Below are 19,349 nucleotides of genomic sequence, written 5' to 3' on the forward strand. Positions count from 1 at the left end.
TTTAGCGGTTAAGAAAAATTATGGAATTAGACGAAAAAAAATATTTATACCTTCTTTTTATACTACCACTTTTGGTGTTGGTTTTCTTGTATAATCTATATTGGAAGAGAAAAAAACAACGCGAATTTGGCGATTTAGAAATGGTGAAAAGATTGAGCCCAGAGAGCTCTGTTTTTAAACCAGTTTTGAAATTAGGAGTATTGCTTTTGGCATTGACCGGATTAATTCTTGGATTGGTAAATCCAAAAATTGGTACTAAAATGGAAACCGTAAAAAGAGAAGGAATAGACATTGTTTTTGCAGTGGATGTTTCCAAAAGTATGCTTGCTGAAGATGTGGCGCCAAATCGTTTGGACAAAAGCAAGCAAATTGTTTCGCAAATTATCAATCAATTGGGAAGCGATAGAATAGGAATTGTGGCGTATGCCGGAAGCGCTTTCCCAGTATTGCCCATTACTACGGATTATAGCGTTGCAAAAATGTTTTTGCAAAGTATGAATACAGATATGGTTTCCTCAGTAGGAACCTCATTCAACGAGGCGATTAAATTGTCGTCAACGTATTTTGATGATAAAAAAACGAGTAAACTGCTGATTATGATTTCGGATGGTGAAGACCATAACGAAGGTGCGGAAGAAGCGGCCGAAGAAGCAAATAAATTGGGGATTAAAATCATTACAATTGGTGTAGGAACTGAAAAAGGAGGTTCAATTCCATTAAAGAAAAATGGAGTTGTCGAAGGTTTCAAGAGAGATAATAATAATGAAGTAGTGATTACGAAATTAGTTCCAGAGAGCTTGGCAGCTATTGCTAAAGCAACCAAAGGCGGTTATGTAAACGGAAACAACACTAAAGAAGTACTGGAATACGTCAAGAATGCATTGAATAACATTCAAAAAACCGAATTTGAAGCAACAGAAATGGCCGATTTTCAGTCGCAATTTCAATGGTTTTTAGGTTTTGCTTTTGTGTTCTTATTTCTGGATATTTTCCTTTTGGAAAGAAAAACAAGTTGGGTAAACAAATTGAATTTATTTAACGAGAATAAAAAAGTTTAAAGTATCGGGTTGCACTCCATTATTGGAACAAAAGCACTAAGTATACTTTGACACTTACATTTAAAAACACAATGAAAAACATAATTTTATACCTGTTATTGCTTTTTTCTTTTGTTGCAAACGCACAACAGAAAGACAGAATATTGCCTAAAGCGAACGAGGAATATGCTGAAAATAAATTTGTAGATGCCGAAGCTAATTATAGAATTTCGGATTCAAAATTTCCAAATAAAGCAACCGCGCCTTTCAATTTGGGAAACACTATTTATAAGCAAAAACAATCTTCGGAAGCAAAATTTGCGTATGCTAAAGCCTTAAAAAATTCAAAAACAAGACCTCAGAAACATCGCGCTTTTCATAACTTAGGAAATGTTTTCATGAATGAAAAGGATTATACGCAAGCCGTTGAAGCCTATAAAAACGCCTTGAGAAATGATCCTACAGATGAAGAAACGCGTTATAATTATGCTTTGGCAAAAAAAATGCTAAAAGAAAATCCCCCAAAGGACGATAAAAAGAAAGACGATAAAAAGAGTGATAAAGATAAGAAGGACGATAAGAAAGACGGAGAAAAAGATAAAAAGGACAATAAGGATAAAGACAAGAAAGATGATAAGGGAGATAAAGACAAACAAAATAAAGATCCTAAACCTAATGAAAATGGAGAACCAAAACCAGCTCCAGGAGGAATTTCTAAAGAGCGTTTAGAAAACCTGTTGAATGCAGTGAATAAAGAAGAAAAAAAGGTTCAGGATAAAGTAAATGCTAAGAAAGTACAAGGAAAACCAGCTAAGACCGAGAAAGATTGGTAGTTCAATTAGATAATTTGAAAATGAAAAGATTTATAGCAGTACTCGTTTTAATGATATGCAATTTACTTAGCGCCCAAGTGCAATTTGAGGCTAGAGTGAGTAAAGCTACATTAGGTATAAACGAGAGACTTCGTATCGATTTTATGATGAATGTAGATGGGGATAATTTTGTTCAACCATCTTTTGAAGGATTTAGAATTATTGCTGGACCAAGTCAGCAAGTAAGTCAGTCTTGGGTAAACGGAAGAAGTTCTTTCGAGAAAATATATTCCTATTTTCTGGTACCCAATCAAAAAGGGACGTTCACAATCAAGTCTGCGGCTATTGAATACAACGGGCAAATTTATAAAACGGCACCGATAAAAATAAATGTTACCGCTGCAACGGAACAGCCTAGAGATCCAAATGATCCTCAAATTGATGCGGAAGGAAAGCTCTATTTAGTAGCTGATGTTTCTAAAACAAATCCGTATATAAACGAGCCCATTACGGTGGTTTATAAATTGTATTTTAATAATATCGGAATCACAAATTCGAACGAAGTCAATAAGCCAAAATACAATGATTTCTGGAGTCAGAATATTGATATAAAACAGTTTGTTGCTGAAGAGGGCATGTTTAAAGGGGAGAAATACCGTTTTATAGTACTTAAAAAAATAGTTTTATATCCTCAAAAATCAGGAAAATTGGTCATTGAGCCTTTAGCATTGGATATTGATGTTCAATTACCGTCGAATCGTAGGGATATGTTTGGCCGAATGGTTGTCACCGAAGGAACCAAGAGAGTTTCTGCGGGAACCAAAACTATAAATGTTAAGTCGCTTCCCGAAGCAGGGAAACCAGAAGACTTCTCAGGCGCAGTTGGAAATTTTGATTTCAAAGTAACACCAACGAAAACCGATTTAAAAAACGGAGAAAGTCTGGACTTAGTAGTGAGTGTAACCGGAAAAGGGAATCTTAAATTATTCAGTTTGCCAAAACCGATAGCGCCAAATGCCCTAGAAATGTATGATGCGGTTCATACCGAACAAGTCGATACACCTCTTTCAGGAATGGCGGGAAAAATTTCAGATAGTTATACCATTGTTCCGCAATACAAAGGGAATTACCCGATAAAGCCATTAAAATTTACGTATTTTGATTTGGGTTCCAAAACGTACAAAACGCTAAGTTCTCCAGAGATAATGATTAATGTTCTTGATGGTCCTTCACCTACTGATGCAACCGTAGCTTCGAGTGCAGATGGAAATAAAAATAAAATAGAGAAAGTAGAGCAATTCAAATTTATAAAGTTGAAAAGTAATCTTTTGACAATGAATACCAAAGACTTTTTTGGGTCTAATTTATTTTACGGATTATTCTTTTTTCCTTTTCTAATGCTGCCTTTAATCGTTTTATTCAAAAAGAAAAAAGAAGCAATTGATGGTGATGTCGCAGGAAACAGAATTCGAATGAATAATAGATTAGCCAAAAAATATTTATCAGAAGCCAAGAAACAAATCAACAATAAAGAACTGTTTTATATTGCACTAGAGAAAGCAATGCATAATTTCTTGAAAGCGAAGTTACATATTGAGACTTCAGAGATGAGTAAGGATAATATTCAAGAATTGTTATTGTCAAGAAATGCAAAACCAGAAGCTGTAAATGACTTTATTGCGCTTACGGAAAACTGTGAAGTGGCACGATATGCACCATCATCAAGTGTTACGATACAACAAGATTTTGATAAAGCGGTAGTGATTATTTCAGATTTAGAAAAACAAATTGCTTAACCAACGATGTCATTGCGAGGAACGAAGCAATCTCATGTAGATTTGCAAGAATGGTTAATCGACAACTTTATAACATTAAAATGAAAAACATACTTTATATATTATTATTGACAACCCAAGTTTTCTTTGCCCAAAGTGGCTTTGAAAAAGGAAACGCGTATTATCAAAAAGGGAAGTATCAGGAGGCGGTTGCGGCTTATGAAAGTGTTTTGACAGAAAGCAAACATTCCTCAGAATTGTATTTTAATTTAGGAAATGCGTATTATAAATTGAATAAAGTAGCGCCTTCTATTTATAATTATGAAAAAGCATTGGTGTTAAATCCAAATAATAACGATGCCATTAACAACTTGAAATTCGCTCAAAAACGAACGATTGATGAAATTAAAGTAATCCCAAAAGTAGGTTTTGCAAAGTTGATTCGGGATTTTACGGGAATCTATCATTACAATACGTGGGCCTGGATTTCTGTTGGACTGGCAATGGCATTCCTTTTGTTTTTTGTTGGGTATTATTTTTCCCAAGTTTCACTTTCAAAAAGGATTTTCTTTTTTGGAATGTTTGTTCTTTTTTTTCTAATTCTAATCAGTGTTTCATCTACAATTTTTGAAAAAAGTCATTTTGATACTGAAAAGCCAGCGATTGTTTTTGCTGAAATGGCCAATGTAAAAAGCGAACCCAGAAATGGCGGTCAACCAATATTTGTGCTACACGAAGGAACAAAAGTGTATGTAGAGGAAATCATTGGAAAATGGAAAAAAGTACAACTAACGGATGGAACCGAAGGCTGGATTGAGAGCAGCACGATTAAGGAAGTGAAATAATAGGGTTTACTGACTATTGATTACTTTTTCTTCAAATCATCATACCAATTTTCTATTGAAGGATACATGAATCCTGCTGTTTTTTGAATTGGATTATAAAAAAGAGAATTGTCTAAAGTTTCTTTTTTGGCTAAAAAATTATGGTAGTTTATTTTTTCGAAAACCTTGAAAACAATTCCGATTATCAAAATTGTTTTTAACACCCTAAAGAAACCACCACCTAACTTATTTAGCCACCCTAAAAAGGCAAAATCAGCTACTCCAGTGAGGAATTTTCCCAAAAGTGATATTCCAATTACTACCAGGATAAATGTGAGTACAAAAGCAATTACTTGAATGGTATTGGGATTCCATTTCACGAAACTACCGATAAAATCTTTCATAAAAGAAGAAAATTTAACTGCTACATAAATCCCAAGGATTAGTGAAACTAAAGAGGCTAATTCTACAAAAAGACCATTTCTAATGCCTTTATACAAAGCAAAAGCAAGTAATACACCCAAAATAATATCCAAAAATCCCATAAATAAATAATAAAAGAGAAAAGAACAAAGATAAAAGAATATTCCAAAGTCAAAAACGGAGTACCTATCTTTGCCAAAATAATTTTGATTAAGACTTTTACAATTTGTTTTTTAACAAATCCTAAATCTTAAATCACAAATCCTAAATTAAAAATGTCAAGAGACACACAACTTAAAGAACGCTGGGAACAGCTTGTAAATATACTTTCCAATCAATTTTCTCAGGGAGAAGACTTAGATCTCGATTCCATTATTTACCTAATTGGCGTACAAGAGCTTGGAAAGGTACACAGAGAATATAAAAAAGACGAAAAATTAAACTTGATGCACATTGCAATTTGCAGGTTATTAGAACCGTATGGCTTCTATGAATTTGAGTTTTTTGATGAAGATGGATGGCCACATTATAAGGTAAAAGAGGAATTACCTCCGCTAAAAGCGGGTGAACAATCAGTTTTAATGAAGGAAGCTATTGTGAATTATTTTCTTGAAAGAGAACTTATAGATTGATGATTTCATTTTCTGTCTTTCGGAGATCGAAACAATCTAACAATTTAGAACGGAAACTTTAAACTTTAAAGGGTGTACTTGGAACAAATTTTGTAATTTTGCACTCTCAATTATTGAATGAAAATGATAGATAAGATAAAAGAATATATTGGCGAAGCACAAGCTTTTTCAACGCAAAACGCAGCAGAATTAGAGACATTCCGAATTAAATTTCTTGGAAGCAAGGGGCTTTTAAAAGAACTTTTTGCTGAATTCAAAAACGTTCCTAACGAACAAAAGAAAGAATTTGGACAAGTAATTAATTTACTTAAAACTTCTGCCGAGGATAAAGTAAAAACCATTCAGGAAGCTTTAGAAAGTAAAGATGAAGTTAAAGGTTTTTATGGAGATTTAACGCGTTCTGCTGAGCCTATAACTATTGGTTCTCGTCACCCTATTTCATTGGTAAAAAACCAAATTATTGACATCTTTTCAAACATTGGTTTCAACGTTTCTGAAGGTCCGGAAATCGAAGATGACTGGCATAATTTCACTGCATTAAACTTACCGGAATACCATCCGGCGCGTGACATGCAAGACACGTTTTTCATTCAAACGAATCCTGATATTTTGTTGCGTACGCACACATCATCAGTGCAAGTGCGTTACATGGAAAACAACAAACCGCCTATTCGTACCATTTCTCCAGGAAGAGTTTTTCGTAATGAAGCCGTTTCGTCCCGTTCTCATTGTATTTTTCACCAAGTGGAAGGATTATATATTGATAAAGACGTTTCATTTGCCGACTTGAAACAAACGCTTTTATATTTCACCAAAGAGATGTTCGGAAAATCAAAAATCCGTTTACGTCCGTCTTATTTTCCATTTACGGAGCCAAGTGCTGAGGTTGATATTTATTGGGGTCTTAAAACAGAAACCGATTATAGAATCACCAAAGGAACTGGTTGGTTAGAAATCATGGGTTGCGGAATGGTAGATCCTAACGTTTTGAAAAACTGTGGCATCAATCCTGACGAATACAACGGTTTTGCATTTGGAATGGGAATCGAAAGAATCGCCATGTTATTGTACCAAATCGGTGATATCCGTATGTTCTACGAAAATGACATTCGTTTCTTGGAGCAATTCAAATCCTCAATTTAGTCAAAAGTTATAAAGTCATAAAGTCGAAAGAAATACCTGTTTTAGATTTTCCTTGACTTTATGACTTTACGACCTTAGACATTAAGACTAACTTATGAAAAAAGACATTATCATACCCGAAGTAGAAAACGTATTTTTTGCGGCAGTCCAGGAATGGAGTGACGATTTCATGGAAAAAGTATGGTACGCTTATTTAGTAAACGATAGTGATTACCTTATCGAAAGTGTTATGGTGGTTTCTAAAGCTTTTGGAACTATTGACGGCGAAATGAAGAAAACTTCCCTTTTGCGTCATGCTTTTGTCGAAGTACCAGCGGTTTCTGTAGTGAAAGTTGAAATGATTGAAAAAAGTGTTTTGGCACTGAACAATGAGTTCATGCTTACTTTTTTCATGGATGGAAAATTATACGATAAAAAGTTCATTTTCAAAGCCAATTCAATCAATGAAACGGAAGTCGAAGAAGTGCCTATTTTATTTGTTGACGGCGTTATCGTGAGATAAGCCAGTATTACTGTCTCTTTTTATTTTCTTCTTCCAACTAAAATAACTGACCACAAATATCCCTGAAACAACAAATAATAACATTCGGGATAGATTCTTTTTGGATAAAAACGCATCCTCAAAAGTCATTTCGAACAGGTCAAATCCAGCCATGATACAAGAAACCATAAGCCCCCAAATCATCCCGTTTTTAAGTTGGAATTTCCATCTTTCGCTCATAAAATAATTTATTGGTTTTGTTGTTTAACTTTTGATTTCCAAGTAAAATAACCCAAAACAAATATGCCTACCGAGATGTAAACTGCTGCGCGAATATAAAAATTTGGCGTAGCAACCTGTTCCGAAAAAGGGATTTCTTTTATGTCAAACAATACATTGAAAACCGTCATAAATACACCCCAAATTCCGCCAGTTTTAATCTGGTATTTCCATCTTTCGCTCATGAAGTGATTGTGTTTGGTTGTTATTTGAAGCTAAATTAATCCAGTTTATCAGTTAGTTTTTTGAAAACAGCTTTCGCTTCCTGCCCTTCGTATAAAATACTATACACAGCATCTATAATTGGCGTTTTGGCACCATATGCCTGATTGAGTTTATAAGCGCTTTTTGCGGCATAATATCCTTCGGCAACCATACTCATTTCCATCATTGCTGATTTCACGGTGTAACCTTTACCAATCATATTTCCAAACATTCTGTTTCTGGAGAATATAGAATAACCAGTAACTAATAAATCGCCTAAGTATGCGGAATCATTGATGTTACGTTTCATTTTATGGACTTTCTTGATGAATTTTTTCATCTCGCGTATGCCATTACTCATCAATACCGACTGGAAATTATCGCCATAGCCTAAACCGTGCGCCATTCCAGCTGCAATAGCGTAAATGTTCTTCAACATAGCAGCATATTCCGTTCCTATAATATCATCCGTAATTTTAGTTTTGATGTAATTTCCAGATAGATTTTTTGCGACAACTTTTGCCTTATCAGGGTCGCCACACGCAATCGTAAGATAAGAAAGACGTTCCATAGCAACTTCTTCAGCGTGACAAGGACCTGTAATTACACCAATGTTGTAATACGGAATGTCATATTTTACATGGAAATGCTCTCCTACAATTAAGCTTGTTTCAGGAACAATTCCTTTAATAGCCGAGAAAATAATTTTATCTTGTAATGATACGGTCAATTTTTCTAATTCGCCATTTAAGAAAGCCGATGGAATAGCAAAAATAATGTAATCTGCATACGCCACAGCTTCATTGATATCACTCGTCAGTTTCAGTTTATTGATGTCGAATTCAACCGAACTCAAATAATTTGGATTGTGTTTGTATGCTTTAATGTGTTCTATAGCAGCTTCATTACGCATATACCAAGATATTTCAGTAAGATTTACACATAACATTTTCGCTATCGCTGTCGCCCAACTTCCACCACCTATTACTGCGAATTTTTTATTTTCAGCCATTTTTTTATTGAATTTAATCAAAAGTACTTAAAAAAGTATTGATTACACAAATAAAAATAGAACAAGAGGATTGATTTTTAAACGTACTAAAAAAGGCATGATGATACCGATAAAAAAATAATTTTTATTTTTTTATTTTTTAACACAATATAATTACTACTATTTCGTTATCGTTATATATTGTTTAATAATTTAACAAAATAATGCGGATTGAGTTAGTTAGTTATAGTTTAGAATTTTAAAAGGCGTTCCCATAAAAATGAGAACGCCTTTTGTTTTGTACTGACTTATTCAGCACTGGTATTACTAGAATTAATAACTCATTTCAACAATTTCCTTTACCTTTTCTAAAGTGATATTTTGTTTTTCACCTAATCCTAACCAACCTCTTTCTTCAAAACGTTTTACAATGAAATCAGCAGTTTTGTCAAAATCTTTGGTATAATCTGATAATTTAGTGTCCATTCCCATGGTGTGGAAAAATGCAACGGTTTTGTTGATGGCTTCGTTTGCAATTTCATCTTCAGTTCCAGTCAAATTGAAAATACGTTTTCCGTATTGTGCCAATTTTTCTTTTTTGGTTTCGAACATCACTCGGTATAAATTTGGACCGACAACTGCTAATGTTCTGGCGTGATCGATTCCGTACATAGCCGTTAATTCGTGCCCAATCATGTGTGTTGCCCAATCCGAAGGAACTCCTTTTTGGATTAATCCATTCAAGGCCATTGTGCAACTCCACATAAAGTTAGAAGCTAGAGCATAATCTTTAGGATTCTCCACTACTTCTGGACCCACTTGGATTAAAGTTTGCAGAATGCTTTCTGCAATTCTATCTTGAAGATATCCTTCGTGCGGATATGTTAAATATTGTTCCAAAACATGAGTGTAGGCATCTACAACTCCGTTTTGTAATTGCCTTTTTGGTAAAGATTCAATTACCGTTGGATCACATATAGAAAATTTTGGAAACAAAGCAGAACCGCCAAAAGCTAATTTTTCCTGAGTAGATTCGATGGTTACTACAGCTCCTGAATTCATCTCGCTTCCAGTTGCCGGTAAAGTCAATACAGTTCCAAAAGGAATCACTTTAGACAAATCTTTAATCAATAATCTCTTTTGAAGAATATCCATTGGATTTCCGTCAAAGTTCACAGCGGCCGAAATGAATTTTACGCCATCAATTACAGAACCTCCACCAACGGCAAGGATAAAATCTATTTTTTGTTCTTTGATAATTGCTACCGCTTTCATTAATGTTTCAAAATGTGGATTTGGTTCAATTCCTCCAAATTCTACGATTTCAAAACCTTTTAGATTGTTAGTAACCTGCTCATGAATTCCATTTTTGAAAATACTTCCACCACCATAGGCCAAAAGGATTTTTGCTCCTTGTGGCACTAATGTGGATAGTTTTTCTATTTGTCCCTTTCCAAAAACTAAATTGGTAGGATTGTATAATTCGAAATTTAACATCTTCTTATTTTTTTGAATTCAATTGGTTTAATAATTTTTCAGCAACTAATTTAGACGAAGCTGGGTTTTGACCTGTTATCAATAAACCATCTTCTACGGCGTACGGTTGCCAATCTCCAATTTTAGAATAGATCGCGCCATTAGCTTGCAACGCATCTTCTAATAAAAATGGAACAACTTTAGTTAATCCAACCGCCTCTTCTTCAGTATTAGAGAATCCAGTTACTTTTTTACCTTTTACTAAAAATTCTCCATTTACTTTTACGTTTTTTAATACCGCTGGGGAATGACAAACAAAAGCAACTGGTTTATTATTAGTATAAAAAGCTTCAATCAAAGCGCTTGAATTTGCATCTGTCGCTAAATCCCATAATGGACCGTGGCCACCTGGATAGAAAACCGCATCATAATCAGACTCTTTTACATCGGCTAATTTATGTGTGTTTTTAAGCTTTGCCAATAATTCTGTATCGGCATCAAATCTTTTAGTATCTTCAGTTGCTGCTGATGGATCTTCACTTTTTGGGTCAATTGGTGGTTGTCCGCCCAATGGAGTTGCAACATCAATTTGTACTCCTTTATCTAATAATTCGTAATAAGGGGCAGCGAATTCTTCTGTCCAAAATCCTGTTTTTTCTCCTGTGTTACCTAATTTATCGTGACTGGTAACAACAAATAATACCTTTTTCATACTTTTTTTATTTTGTGCAGTTGCAGAAATGCAACTTACGGTTAATGCTATAACGGCAAATAATGCTATTTTCTTCATTTGTAATTTTGTTTGTACAAATTTAGGGCGAATATGCTATCAGTAAAAATAATTTAAATTATGTTTGTGATAAATATATTTATATCATGGTTAATCTAGAATGGTATCGAACGTTTAAATCCGTTTACAAAAACGGTAATTTTTCTTTGGCCGCCAAAGAATTATTTATCAGTCAACCTGCTGTTAGTCAGCAAATATCCATGTTGGAAGCCCATGTAGGATATAAACTTTTCAATCGAAAGTCTAAAGGTGTCGAACCAACGGAATACGCTAAGTTACTCAATAATTTAATCATTGAAGCATTGGACCGATTGGAAAATGTGGAGAATGGTTTTCGTGCCAAAGCATTCAATGCCAATAGATTAATTTCTATTGGAATCTCAAAGCATTTGATGAGTAGTTTGGGTAGTGCTTTGGTTTCTAAATTTGATTTTATTGATTTTAGCTTTCATGAAAATGATGTCCTTTTTGAATTGGTCGATTCTAAAAAGCTCGATTTTGCAGTTGTTACCAAACAATATGACACTTTTGACACAATCCAGAAGAAGCTTGGCGAAATAAAACAAATTATAGTGGGTTCCACGAATATTGATGCTACAGAATTAAAATCAAACATCAAAATAAAGGATTTCTCTGCTATCGAACAGTGGTTAAACGATCAAAAGTGGTTCAGTCACAATGCTCAAATTCCGCATATTAAACTATTCTGGCTGCATGTTTTTAATAAAAAAAGACCTTCGATGATTCCAAATTACATTATTCCGTCCGAGTATGAAATGCTGGAAATAATTTCGAAAAACTCAGGTATTGCTGTTGTTTGGGATTGTAATGCTAAAAGTTTAATGCAAGAAAATAAAATTCAATTGTTGTGGAACAGCAAGCAAATGCCAAGCACAGAAGTTTTTTTATTATCAAGTAAAAATGATAATCTGAGCATTGTTTTTGAGAATATTCAATTGGAATTGAAACGAGTGTTGGCGTAATTATTTTTTATAAAAATTATTATGATCAATATATTCCCAAACTTTAGCTGGCAATAACGGCTGCACATTTTTCCCGTTTTTAATGTTTTCCCGAATAAAAGTCGATGATATTTCGACAACCGGAGCATCTATCATGTGAATTTTTTGGTGATTTTTCAGATCTAAATTTTCAGTTTCCGATGAAATGCGGGGATACACATAAATATCATGGTTTTCGAGAATCACTTCGTAGTTTTTCCATTTGTGCAAAGATCTTAAATTGTCTTCGCCCATGATTAAGGAGAACTCGTACTTGGGGTATTTTTCCTGTAAGTGAACTAAAGTATTCACGGTATAATTAGGTTGTGATAATTTAAACTCAATATCTGAAGGTTTGATTTTTGGAAAATCTTCCGTGGCAAGATGCACCATTTGCAACCGATGGTAATCATCAAGTAAAGTGCTTTTTTTCTTCAAAGGATTGTGCGGCGTAACCACCATCCAGATTTGGTCTAAATCCGCATGCTCCGCCATATGATTGGCAATGATGAGATGCCCAACGTGAATTGGGTTGAACGTTCCGAAATAGAGTCCGATTTTCATACTATTTTGTTTCACAAAGTTTCACAAAGTTTACACGAAGATTCACAAAGTAATTTTAAAACTTTTTGCGTGTCTCTGTGCTTTTTCTTTGTGCATCTTTGTGTAATGTTTTTTATTCTTTCACAAAGCTTTTTACTAACTGATACGCTTCTTCAAGAGCTATAGGCAAATCGTAATTTTTTATAATCACATCAAATTGCGGTGCTGTAGCCAGCTCAACAGAAGCTTTAGCGATGCGCATATTGATTTTGTCGTCGCTTTCGGTAGAGCGTTCCTTTAATCTTCTTTTGAGTTCATCTACGCTTGGAGGTTTCACAAAAACGGCCAAGGTTTCATTTGGGAATTTATGCTTAATTCGCAATCCACCAGCAACATCAATGTCAAAAATCACATTTTTTCCTTTGGCCCAAATGCGTTCTACTTCGCTTTTTAAGGTTCCGTAAAAGTTATCACGATATACTTCTTCCCATTCAAGGAAATCTTCGTTCTTGATGTGTTTTTTAAATTCTTCGGTAGACATGAAATAATAATCTTTTCCGTTTACTTCTTCGCCTCTTGGAGAACGTGAAGCTGCTGATATAGAAAACTCCAGATTCAGATCTTCTTTTGATAATAAATGTCTAACGATGGTCGTCTTTCCAGATCCCGAAGGTGCTGAAAACACTATTAATTTTCCTCCTGTGCTCATTATATTGTTGTTGTTTTAGATGTGCAATCACTTCTAATTTTTATGCAAAAAGACGCGATGAATCGCGTCTCTACTTATTATTCTTTATAAAACATTCAAAACCTGTTCCTTGATTTTTTCCAATTCGTCTTTCATCTGAACGACTAATTTTTGCATTTGTGCGTGATTGGATTTAGAACCCATCGTATTGATTTCACGTCCCATTTCTTGGGTAATAAAACCTAATTTTCTTCCGTTGGCTTCGGTTCCGTTGATGGTTTCCAAGAAATAATCCAAGTGATTCGTCAAACGTACTTTTTCTTCGGTGATGTCTAATTTTTCTAAATAATAAATCAATTCCTGCTCGAAACGATTTTCATCTACATTTACTTTAAGTTCAGCAATTGCAGTTTGCAAACGATCTTTTATCGCTTGAACGCGTTCTGGATCAAGCGCCAAAGCTTCCGTCATATACTGACGAATATTACCAATTCGCAATTGAAATTCTTTTTCAAGTGACATTCCTTCATCTCTTCTGAAATTCAAGATGTTTTGCAACGCTTCTTCGATAACGGTTTGGATTTGTACCCAGTCGTTTTCATCGATTTCATCACGTTCTATTTTCATGGTATCTGGCATGCGAACCGCCATTTTCATTAGCTCGGTTTCATCTGCATCAGCATACACTTCTCTTAATTGGTTGATGTAAGCTTTTACAATCGGCACGTTTACTTTCGTAGAAGTTTGTTCCGCGGTACTTTCGATAAAAATAGAAAAATCTACTTTTCCTCTTTCCAGTTTCAGTGCAATTTGGTTGCGTAAACCCAATTCCATTTCTCGGTATAGCGAAGGCATTCTCACATTCAAATCCAAACCTTTACTGTTTAAAGATTTTACTTCTACCGTGATTTTTTTGGTTGGTAATTGCAAAGTTGCTTTCCCAAAACCCGTCATTGATTGTATCATATAATTTTCTAAAAGAGGTCAAAGATAATAAAAAAGTGGTCAGTGGTCCGTTTTTAGTATTTAGTGCTTTTTTTTATAATCAGGTTTTGACGTATAAATGGATTGAGATTAGAAGATTCTAAATCAAAGACTGAACACTGATTACTGAACACTCTTTTTCTGTGTAACCAAATAAACACCAACAAATATCAAAATGGCCGAACCAATTTTCACCAAACTCAATTCGTCTTTGCCAAGGCTTATCGCAAAAATAGTGGCGAATAGCGGTTGTAAATAAATAAAAACAGCAACCGTAGTTGGTTTTAATTCTTTCATCGAAAGCAAATTCAGCAAATAGGTCAGGAAGGTAGAAAAAATTACTACAAATCCTATTTTCCAGCAAATATCCATGGGAACCAAAGCCCATTCAACAGTTTGAAATTGGCTCCAGCCAAAAGGCAAAACCATAATAAAACCAAACAAATAAATCCATTTTACAAACGTAAACGCATTGTATTTATCCATTAATTTCTTGACGATGATCAGGTAAAATCCATACGAAATGGCGTTGACCAAAACTAGAAAATTTCCCAACCCGGCATTCGTGGCACTGCCAATGGATTTTCCGTACAAAATGAGAAAAGCAGTTCCGATTAATCCAAGGATAATCCCAAAAACCATTCTTTTTTGCATGCGTTCCTTCATAATCAATGCCGAAAGCGTCAAAACAATCATCGGTGTCGAAACCATGATTACGGCCGCACTAATGGGAGAAGTAAGACTCAATCCTTTGAAAAACGTAAGCATATTAAAAGCCACGCCAAAGAAAGCTGCCGCTATGATTCTTGGAAAATCATTGAGCGCAATTTTCTCTTTTGGCATAAAAAACCAAATCAGCCAAAACAAAACCACCGAACCGCCCACGCGTAACAAGATGAAACCATAGGCATCAATATACAACGGCATGACATCTTTGGCAATGGTAAACGTGACGCCGTAAATTATGGAAACGATTGTGGCACCAATAAGGGCAAGATTTCTTTTGGACATTATGCCAAAGCTTTCATTACTTGCAACATATTTTGTTGGGTATTGCCGATGTAAATTTTGTCTTTAATGATAAAAACGGGACGACTTAAAAAGGTGTAATGTTCCAAAATGTATTTTTTGTAATCGTCTTCGTTTAACGATTTGTTCTTTAAATCCATTGATTTGTACAACTGTGCTTTTTTGCTGAAAAGCGCCTCGTAACTGCCAGAAAGCTCACGCATTTTTTCTAATTCGGCAACAGTAATTGGGTCTTGTTTAATGTCGTGAAATTTAAAATCATGTTCTTTAGGTAATGATTTTATAATTTTTCTGCAGGTGTCGCAAGAAGCGAGATAGTATATTATGTCCATGTAAATAGCGATTTCTTTGTGCAAAGAAAATTCATTTGACACGGAAAATGATTATTTTTATCAAAAAAATAAAAAAATGAATCAATTATTCGACGTCAGCACTACAAGCAGAAATATGGTTTCAAAATTTCTATCGGGATATACTCTTGACCAACTCAACACAATTCCGGAAGGATTCAGCAACAATTTGATTTGGAACATCGGTCATATAATCGTCTCACAACAACTATTAGTATACAAGCTTTCTGGTTTGCCAATGATGGTTTCTGATGAATTAGTGGAGAAATACAAAAAGGGAACCAAGCCGGAACATCCCGCTACGCAATCTGAAGTCGAGGAACTCACAACTTTGTTGTTTTCCACCATTCAGCAAACACAACTGGATTATGATGCGGAACTTTTCCAAAATTACCATGAGTACACCACATCAACGGGAAATCATGTCTTAAAAAATGCCGAGGATGCCATGGCTTTCAGTAATTTTCACGAAGGGCTTCACCTTGGGATTATGACTATTATTCGTAAGTTTCTCTAGAAATCAAGTAAGGAGTATGGGGAGTTTTTTCCAGCCATACGCTACAATCTCGCAATCAAAACACTTTTTTTCTAAGCCATAAAAGGAGTTTCCTGCGGTCGCTCTTTTCTGTCAAGAAAAAATAGTGTTTTGATCACGAGGATTTTCACTACTGTCGTGGCTAGGAAGTAGCATCAACGAGAAGTGTTCGTTTTAAAACCCAGAATCCTCTTTGCGGCGTTTTGAATTTTGATGAAGGGGAATTATTATTGTGATTTAAAGAAATTTATTTAACCGCTAAATAATCGTTCACTTCGTTATAAGGCAATAACAATTCTTTTGGTCCGTCAGCATACGATGCAGCTTCATAGGAATTGTAATAAAGCAGTAATCCTTTGTCGGTATAGAAAATATTTTGGGGAAGATTGAATTTCTCGTCTTCAAACATTAATCCGGTTGCATTGATCGATTTGTTTGCAGGGATTTTATATTTGGCTCTGAATTTTTTTTCGGCGAAAGCCATAAAAGTACTCTTGTCATGGAACAAGTCCTCATTTGGAATAGATTTTCCTGTCGTTAAATCAAACAATAGCGAACGCAATCCTTGATATCCGTGAGCGCCACCCGTGTAGGTATAATGGTTGATTTCTATGTTCAAAATATTTTCAGATTGGTATTTTATGCTTCCATTAATTTTTGCTTCCCAGCCAAAGGTTTCATTCGGAAATTCTTTTTGTAGTTTTTCGTAGGAATCAATAAATGAGGTTAATAATCCATTATAATCAGTTGATGTGTATGGCTTTTCGCCAAAATAAACAATCTCTTTCATTACCGAAAACACTTTTTTGTTGATGCTGTCCGCTACAATAGGGACGGCATTTGCAACAGGTATTTTTACACTAATAGAAGCGCAATTTTGTCTGCAGGGTAACGTTGTTTTTTTCTGAAAAGATTGGTCTTTAAAAGCCAATTCGTTCGAACAACCAGTTAGTAAAAAAAGGAATGCCGCAAAAATTATAAAGTGTTTCATCTCAAAATTGTTAATTATATACAAAGGTATCAACTTGTAGCTTGGTTAAAATAAATTAAAGGGTAAATTTGTGACGTTATTTAGCATTTAAAATTAAAAAGATATGAAATGAGCATGACTGTAAATTGGTCGCAAGCACCAATGAAAATATGCGAATTACATATGACCTTTAAAAAACAATAAATTTACACATATGAAATTCAATACAAAGGTTATCCACGGTGGTCAGCATCATGATCCAAGTACGGGAGCAGTTATGCCACCTGTATATCAAACATCAACATTTGTACAAACCAGTCCAGGGCAGCCTATAAATCCAGATTATGAGTACAGTAGGGCTGCAAATCCTACCCGAAGCGCGCTTGAAAATGCATTGGCAAGTATTGAAAATGGAACACGAGGATTGGCTTTTTCATCAGGATTAGCAGCTACAGATTGTGTTTTACGTTCTTTTAAAGCGGGTGATGAAATCATTGCTATGGATGATTTGTATGGTGGAACGTATCGAATGTTTACCCGTATTTACAAAGATTCTGGAATAAAATTTCATTTTGTAGATATGAATGACATCGAGAAATTCAAGTCATTAATCAACGAAAACACAAAACTCGTTTGGGTGGAAACACCAACCAATCCGTTGATGAAATTAGCCGATATTCAAGAAATCGCTGCCATCACAAAAGAGAATAAAATTCTTTTTGCAGTTGATAATACTTTTGCAACACCTTATTTACAAAAACCATTGGATTTAGGAGCTGATATTGTAATGCATTCGGCGACGAAATATTTGGGAGGTCATTCTGATGTTATTGCCGGTGCTTTGATTGTAAAAGATGAAGCGCTGGGCGAACAATTGCATTTTCAACAATTTGCAACAGGAGCTACACTAGGACCAATGGACAGTTTCTTGGTACTTAGAGGAATAAAAACCTTGCATTTACGTGTGGAAAGACATTGCGAAAATGGAGGAAAAGTAGTGGAGTTTTTGAACAACCATCCAAAAGTTAAAACAGTATATTATCCAGGATTACCAAGTCATCCGTATCATGAAATTGCCAAAAAACAAATGAGCGGTTTTGGAGGAATGGTGTCGTTTACTTTTGTTTCTGGTAAAAAGGAAGATGCTATTAATTTTCTGGAAAAACTAAAGGTGTTTACTTTGGCCGAATCATTGGGCGGAGTAGAGTCGCTGGCCAATCATCCGGCGCTGATGACACATGCATCGATTCCCGAAGATAAGCGCAAGGAAGTCGGTATTACCGATGATCTGGTTCGATTAAGTGTAGGTATAGAAGATGCACAGGATTTAATCGAAGATTTGAAACAAGCATTAGCGTAAAAAATATAAATATCCCATTTTTTTACCTCTCTTTCGTAGAGAGTCCCGCTGCTTCGGGAGAGATGATGAAAAAACCCCAATTCTAAATTAAATTTTAGAATTGGGGTTTTATATTTTATGCAAAGTATGTTGGCTATTGTAAGTAATAAATATACCCCACATTGAACCACACCAGCCAATCATTAGCTTTGTTTTCTTTATAAAGTTCTGGATTAGGATTTAAACCATCTACCCAATTGGAGAAAAAATATTGGAATCTTAAATCAACCATTAAATCTCGTAACGGACTTAGTTTATAACGAGTTCCTACACTAGAAATAACAGACCAAACCGTTCCTCCTTCGTTAGAAAATCCATAAGGGCGACCATCTGTTGGCGTTAAATATTTAGGAAATGTGGTTAAAGGTGTTCCTAATGGACCTAATGTTGATGAGGCTTCGGCATTGTAATAACTGAATTGTCCGCCAAGACTGACAAACGGTCCTAAACTTCCTGTTCTTGCCGTAAAATCACGAATGCTCCAAGGGAAAAACTCAAGTTGCATCCCGATATTAGTTACTGCAGTATTTCCAGTCATTGCTTTCAATTGCTCTTTTCCTAACGAAGGTTTGCCTTCAGTCCATTGTCCAAAATGTTTTAATTCTGTTTTATTATAAGAGAGTTCAGACCTTAATTTGAAATGGTCGTTAAAATAAGTTTCAGGTGTGTAACAGTTACATTCAGCTTTGTAAGAGAAATTTAAGTAATGGATAATTCCAATTCCAAGGCCTGTGTTTCCTGCATTTGTAGATAAATCATAACGTTCCCCATAATCAGATTGAAAAGCAATAGGTCCTGCGATTATACCTATTTCATGCGAAAATCCACCAAACTGAGCAGTTAAATCAGGTGAAAGGCCTAAACAGATTATTAAAAAGAGGATTGTTTGTTTGATCATTAGGGTCGTATTTCTAATCCTGACAAATATATAAAAACATCATACACATATAAAAAAAAATGGAAATTAAAAATAAGCAGACAAA

At 34.9% G+C, this 19,349-nt stretch carries 23 protein-coding genes; 10 read left to right on the top strand and 13 right to left on the bottom strand.

Annotated features, from left to right (window positions below):
- The first annotated feature begins 20 nt into the window (after positions 1–20).
- From V5J73_RS00605 to V5J73_RS00620, 4 genes are all read left to right on the top strand, one after another.
- Positions 21–1,058: a VWA domain-containing protein gene (locus tag V5J73_RS00605; RefSeq protein WP_338646860.1), complete on the top strand. Its 1,038-nt coding sequence runs from the start codon at positions 21–23 to the stop codon at positions 1,056–1,058.
- Positions 1,059–1,129: 71 nt separating this feature from the next.
- Positions 1,130–1,870, top strand: coding sequence for a tetratricopeptide repeat protein (locus V5J73_RS00610; protein WP_338646862.1), 741 nt, complete (start codon positions 1,130–1,132; stop codon positions 1,868–1,870).
- Between the two features lie 20 nt (positions 1,871–1,890).
- Positions 1,891–3,645, top strand: coding sequence for a BatD family protein (locus tag V5J73_RS00615; RefSeq protein ID WP_338646863.1), 1,755 nt, complete (start codon positions 1,891–1,893; stop codon positions 3,643–3,645).
- Positions 3,646–3,725: 80 nt separating this feature from the next.
- Entirely contained in the window at positions 3,726–4,469 is a 744-nt protein-coding gene (locus V5J73_RS00620) for a tetratricopeptide repeat protein (RefSeq protein WP_338646865.1), read from the top strand.
- Between the two features lie 20 nt (positions 4,470–4,489).
- Here V5J73_RS00620 and V5J73_RS00625 read toward each other — a convergent pair whose 3' ends face one another.
- Positions 4,490–4,993, bottom strand: coding sequence for a CvpA family protein (locus tag V5J73_RS00625; RefSeq protein ID WP_338646867.1), 504 nt, complete (start codon positions 4,991–4,993; stop codon positions 4,490–4,492).
- Positions 4,994–5,146: 153 nt separating this feature from the next.
- Here V5J73_RS00625 and V5J73_RS00630 point away from each other — a divergent pair, with 153 nt between their 5' ends.
- The 3 genes from V5J73_RS00630 (at position 5,147) to V5J73_RS00640 (ending at position 7,148) form a co-directional block, all read left to right on the top strand.
- A complete protein-coding gene (locus tag V5J73_RS00630) occupies positions 5,147–5,503 on the top strand; it encodes a hypothetical protein (protein ID WP_338646868.1) in 357 nt (118 codons plus the stop codon).
- A gap of 123 nt (positions 5,504–5,626) precedes the next feature.
- Positions 5,627–6,646 carry a phenylalanine--tRNA ligase subunit alpha gene (gene pheS, locus V5J73_RS00635; protein ID WP_338646870.1) on the top strand — a complete coding sequence of 340 codons (1,020 nt, stop codon included), beginning with the start codon at positions 5,627–5,629 and terminating at the stop codon, positions 6,644–6,646.
- Between the two features lie 94 nt (positions 6,647–6,740).
- On the top strand, positions 6,741–7,148 hold the full coding sequence (locus V5J73_RS00640) for a hypothetical protein (RefSeq protein WP_338646871.1): 408 nt from the start codon (positions 6,741–6,743) through the stop codon (positions 7,146–7,148).
- On the opposite strand, the gene V5J73_RS00645 is transcribed toward V5J73_RS00640, so the two are convergent.
- The 5 genes from V5J73_RS00645 to V5J73_RS00665 all read right to left on the bottom strand — a co-directional run bounded on the left by V5J73_RS00645 (position 7,119) and on the right by V5J73_RS00665 (position 10,867).
- Positions 7,119–7,367 (bottom strand): hypothetical protein, encoded by a 249-nt coding sequence (locus tag V5J73_RS00645; protein WP_338646873.1) that lies wholly within the window; start codon positions 7,365–7,367, stop codon positions 7,119–7,121. The two genes, V5J73_RS00640 and V5J73_RS00645, sit on opposite strands and share 30 nt — an antisense overlap.
- Before the next feature lie 8 nt (positions 7,368–7,375).
- Complete coding sequence (locus tag V5J73_RS00650) at positions 7,376–7,591, bottom strand: hypothetical protein (RefSeq protein ID WP_338646874.1); 216 nt, start codon at positions 7,589–7,591, stop codon at positions 7,376–7,378.
- A 35-nt stretch (positions 7,592–7,626) separates the two neighbouring features.
- The gene (locus V5J73_RS00655) at positions 7,627–8,622 is read right to left on the bottom strand and encodes an NAD(P)H-dependent glycerol-3-phosphate dehydrogenase (protein ID WP_338646875.1); all 996 of its coding nucleotides are present in this window, start codon (positions 8,620–8,622) and stop codon (positions 7,627–7,629) included.
- Positions 8,623–8,934: 312 nt separating this feature from the next.
- Positions 8,935–10,098: an iron-containing alcohol dehydrogenase gene (locus V5J73_RS00660; RefSeq protein ID WP_338646876.1), complete on the bottom strand. Its 1,164-nt coding sequence runs from the start codon at positions 10,096–10,098 to the stop codon at positions 8,935–8,937.
- Positions 10,099–10,102: 4 nt separating this feature from the next.
- Positions 10,103–10,867 (bottom strand): type 1 glutamine amidotransferase domain-containing protein, encoded by a 765-nt coding sequence (locus V5J73_RS00665; protein ID WP_338646877.1) that lies wholly within the window; start codon positions 10,865–10,867, stop codon positions 10,103–10,105.
- Between the two features lie 86 nt (positions 10,868–10,953).
- Between V5J73_RS00665 and V5J73_RS00670 the strand changes: the two genes are divergently transcribed.
- A complete protein-coding gene (locus V5J73_RS00670) occupies positions 10,954–11,850 on the top strand; it encodes a LysR family transcriptional regulator (protein ID WP_338646878.1) in 897 nt (298 codons plus the stop codon).
- Here the strand turns inward: V5J73_RS00670 and nadD are convergent, their stop codons facing one another.
- The 5 genes from nadD to V5J73_RS00695 all read right to left on the bottom strand — a co-directional run bounded on the left by nadD (position 11,851) and on the right by V5J73_RS00695 (position 15,444).
- Complete coding sequence (nadD, locus tag V5J73_RS00675; protein WP_338646880.1) at positions 11,851–12,432, bottom strand: nicotinate (nicotinamide) nucleotide adenylyltransferase; 582 nt, start codon at positions 12,430–12,432, stop codon at positions 11,851–11,853.
- A 112-nt stretch (positions 12,433–12,544) separates the two neighbouring features.
- Entirely contained in the window at positions 12,545–13,120 is a 576-nt protein-coding gene (gene gmk / locus V5J73_RS00680; protein ID WP_338646882.1) for a guanylate kinase, read from the bottom strand.
- 84 nt (positions 13,121–13,204) lie between these two features.
- Complete coding sequence (locus tag V5J73_RS00685; RefSeq protein ID WP_338646884.1) at positions 13,205–14,065, bottom strand: YicC/YloC family endoribonuclease; 861 nt, start codon at positions 14,063–14,065, stop codon at positions 13,205–13,207.
- A gap of 141 nt (positions 14,066–14,206) precedes the next feature.
- Positions 14,207–15,094, bottom strand: coding sequence for a DMT family transporter (locus V5J73_RS00690; protein WP_338646886.1), 888 nt, complete (start codon positions 15,092–15,094; stop codon positions 14,207–14,209).
- The gene (locus tag V5J73_RS00695; RefSeq protein ID WP_338646887.1) at positions 15,094–15,444 is read right to left on the bottom strand and encodes an arsenate reductase family protein; all 351 of its coding nucleotides are present in this window, start codon (positions 15,442–15,444) and stop codon (positions 15,094–15,096) included. Before V5J73_RS00695 ends, V5J73_RS00690 begins: the two co-directional genes overlap by 1 nt.
- A gap of 76 nt (positions 15,445–15,520) precedes the next feature.
- Between V5J73_RS00695 and V5J73_RS00700 the strand changes: the two genes are divergently transcribed.
- Positions 15,521–15,979 (top strand): DinB family protein, encoded by a 459-nt coding sequence (locus V5J73_RS00700; RefSeq protein ID WP_338646889.1) that lies wholly within the window; start codon positions 15,521–15,523, stop codon positions 15,977–15,979.
- Positions 15,980–16,244: 265 nt separating this feature from the next.
- Here V5J73_RS00700 and V5J73_RS00705 read toward each other — a convergent pair whose 3' ends face one another.
- Positions 16,245–16,988, bottom strand: coding sequence for a DUF3298 and DUF4163 domain-containing protein (locus V5J73_RS00705; protein WP_338646891.1), 744 nt, complete (start codon positions 16,986–16,988; stop codon positions 16,245–16,247).
- Positions 16,989–17,181: 193 nt separating this feature from the next.
- On the opposite strand from V5J73_RS00705, the gene V5J73_RS00710 reads away from it, so the two are divergent.
- Entirely contained in the window at positions 17,182–18,327 is a 1,146-nt protein-coding gene (locus V5J73_RS00710) for a cystathionine gamma-synthase (RefSeq protein ID WP_338646893.1), read from the top strand.
- A 133-nt stretch (positions 18,328–18,460) separates the two neighbouring features.
- Here the strand turns inward: V5J73_RS00710 and V5J73_RS00715 are convergent, their stop codons facing one another.
- On the bottom strand, positions 18,461–19,264 hold the full coding sequence (locus tag V5J73_RS00715; protein ID WP_338646895.1) for a THC0290_0291 family protein: 804 nt from the start codon (positions 19,262–19,264) through the stop codon (positions 18,461–18,463).
- Positions 19,265–19,349: the final 85 nt, after the last annotated feature.

Origin of the sequence: Flavobacterium sp. KS-LB2, assembly GCF_036895565.1 — a bacterium.
GTDB lineage: Bacteria > Bacteroidota > Bacteroidia > Flavobacteriales > Flavobacteriaceae > Flavobacterium.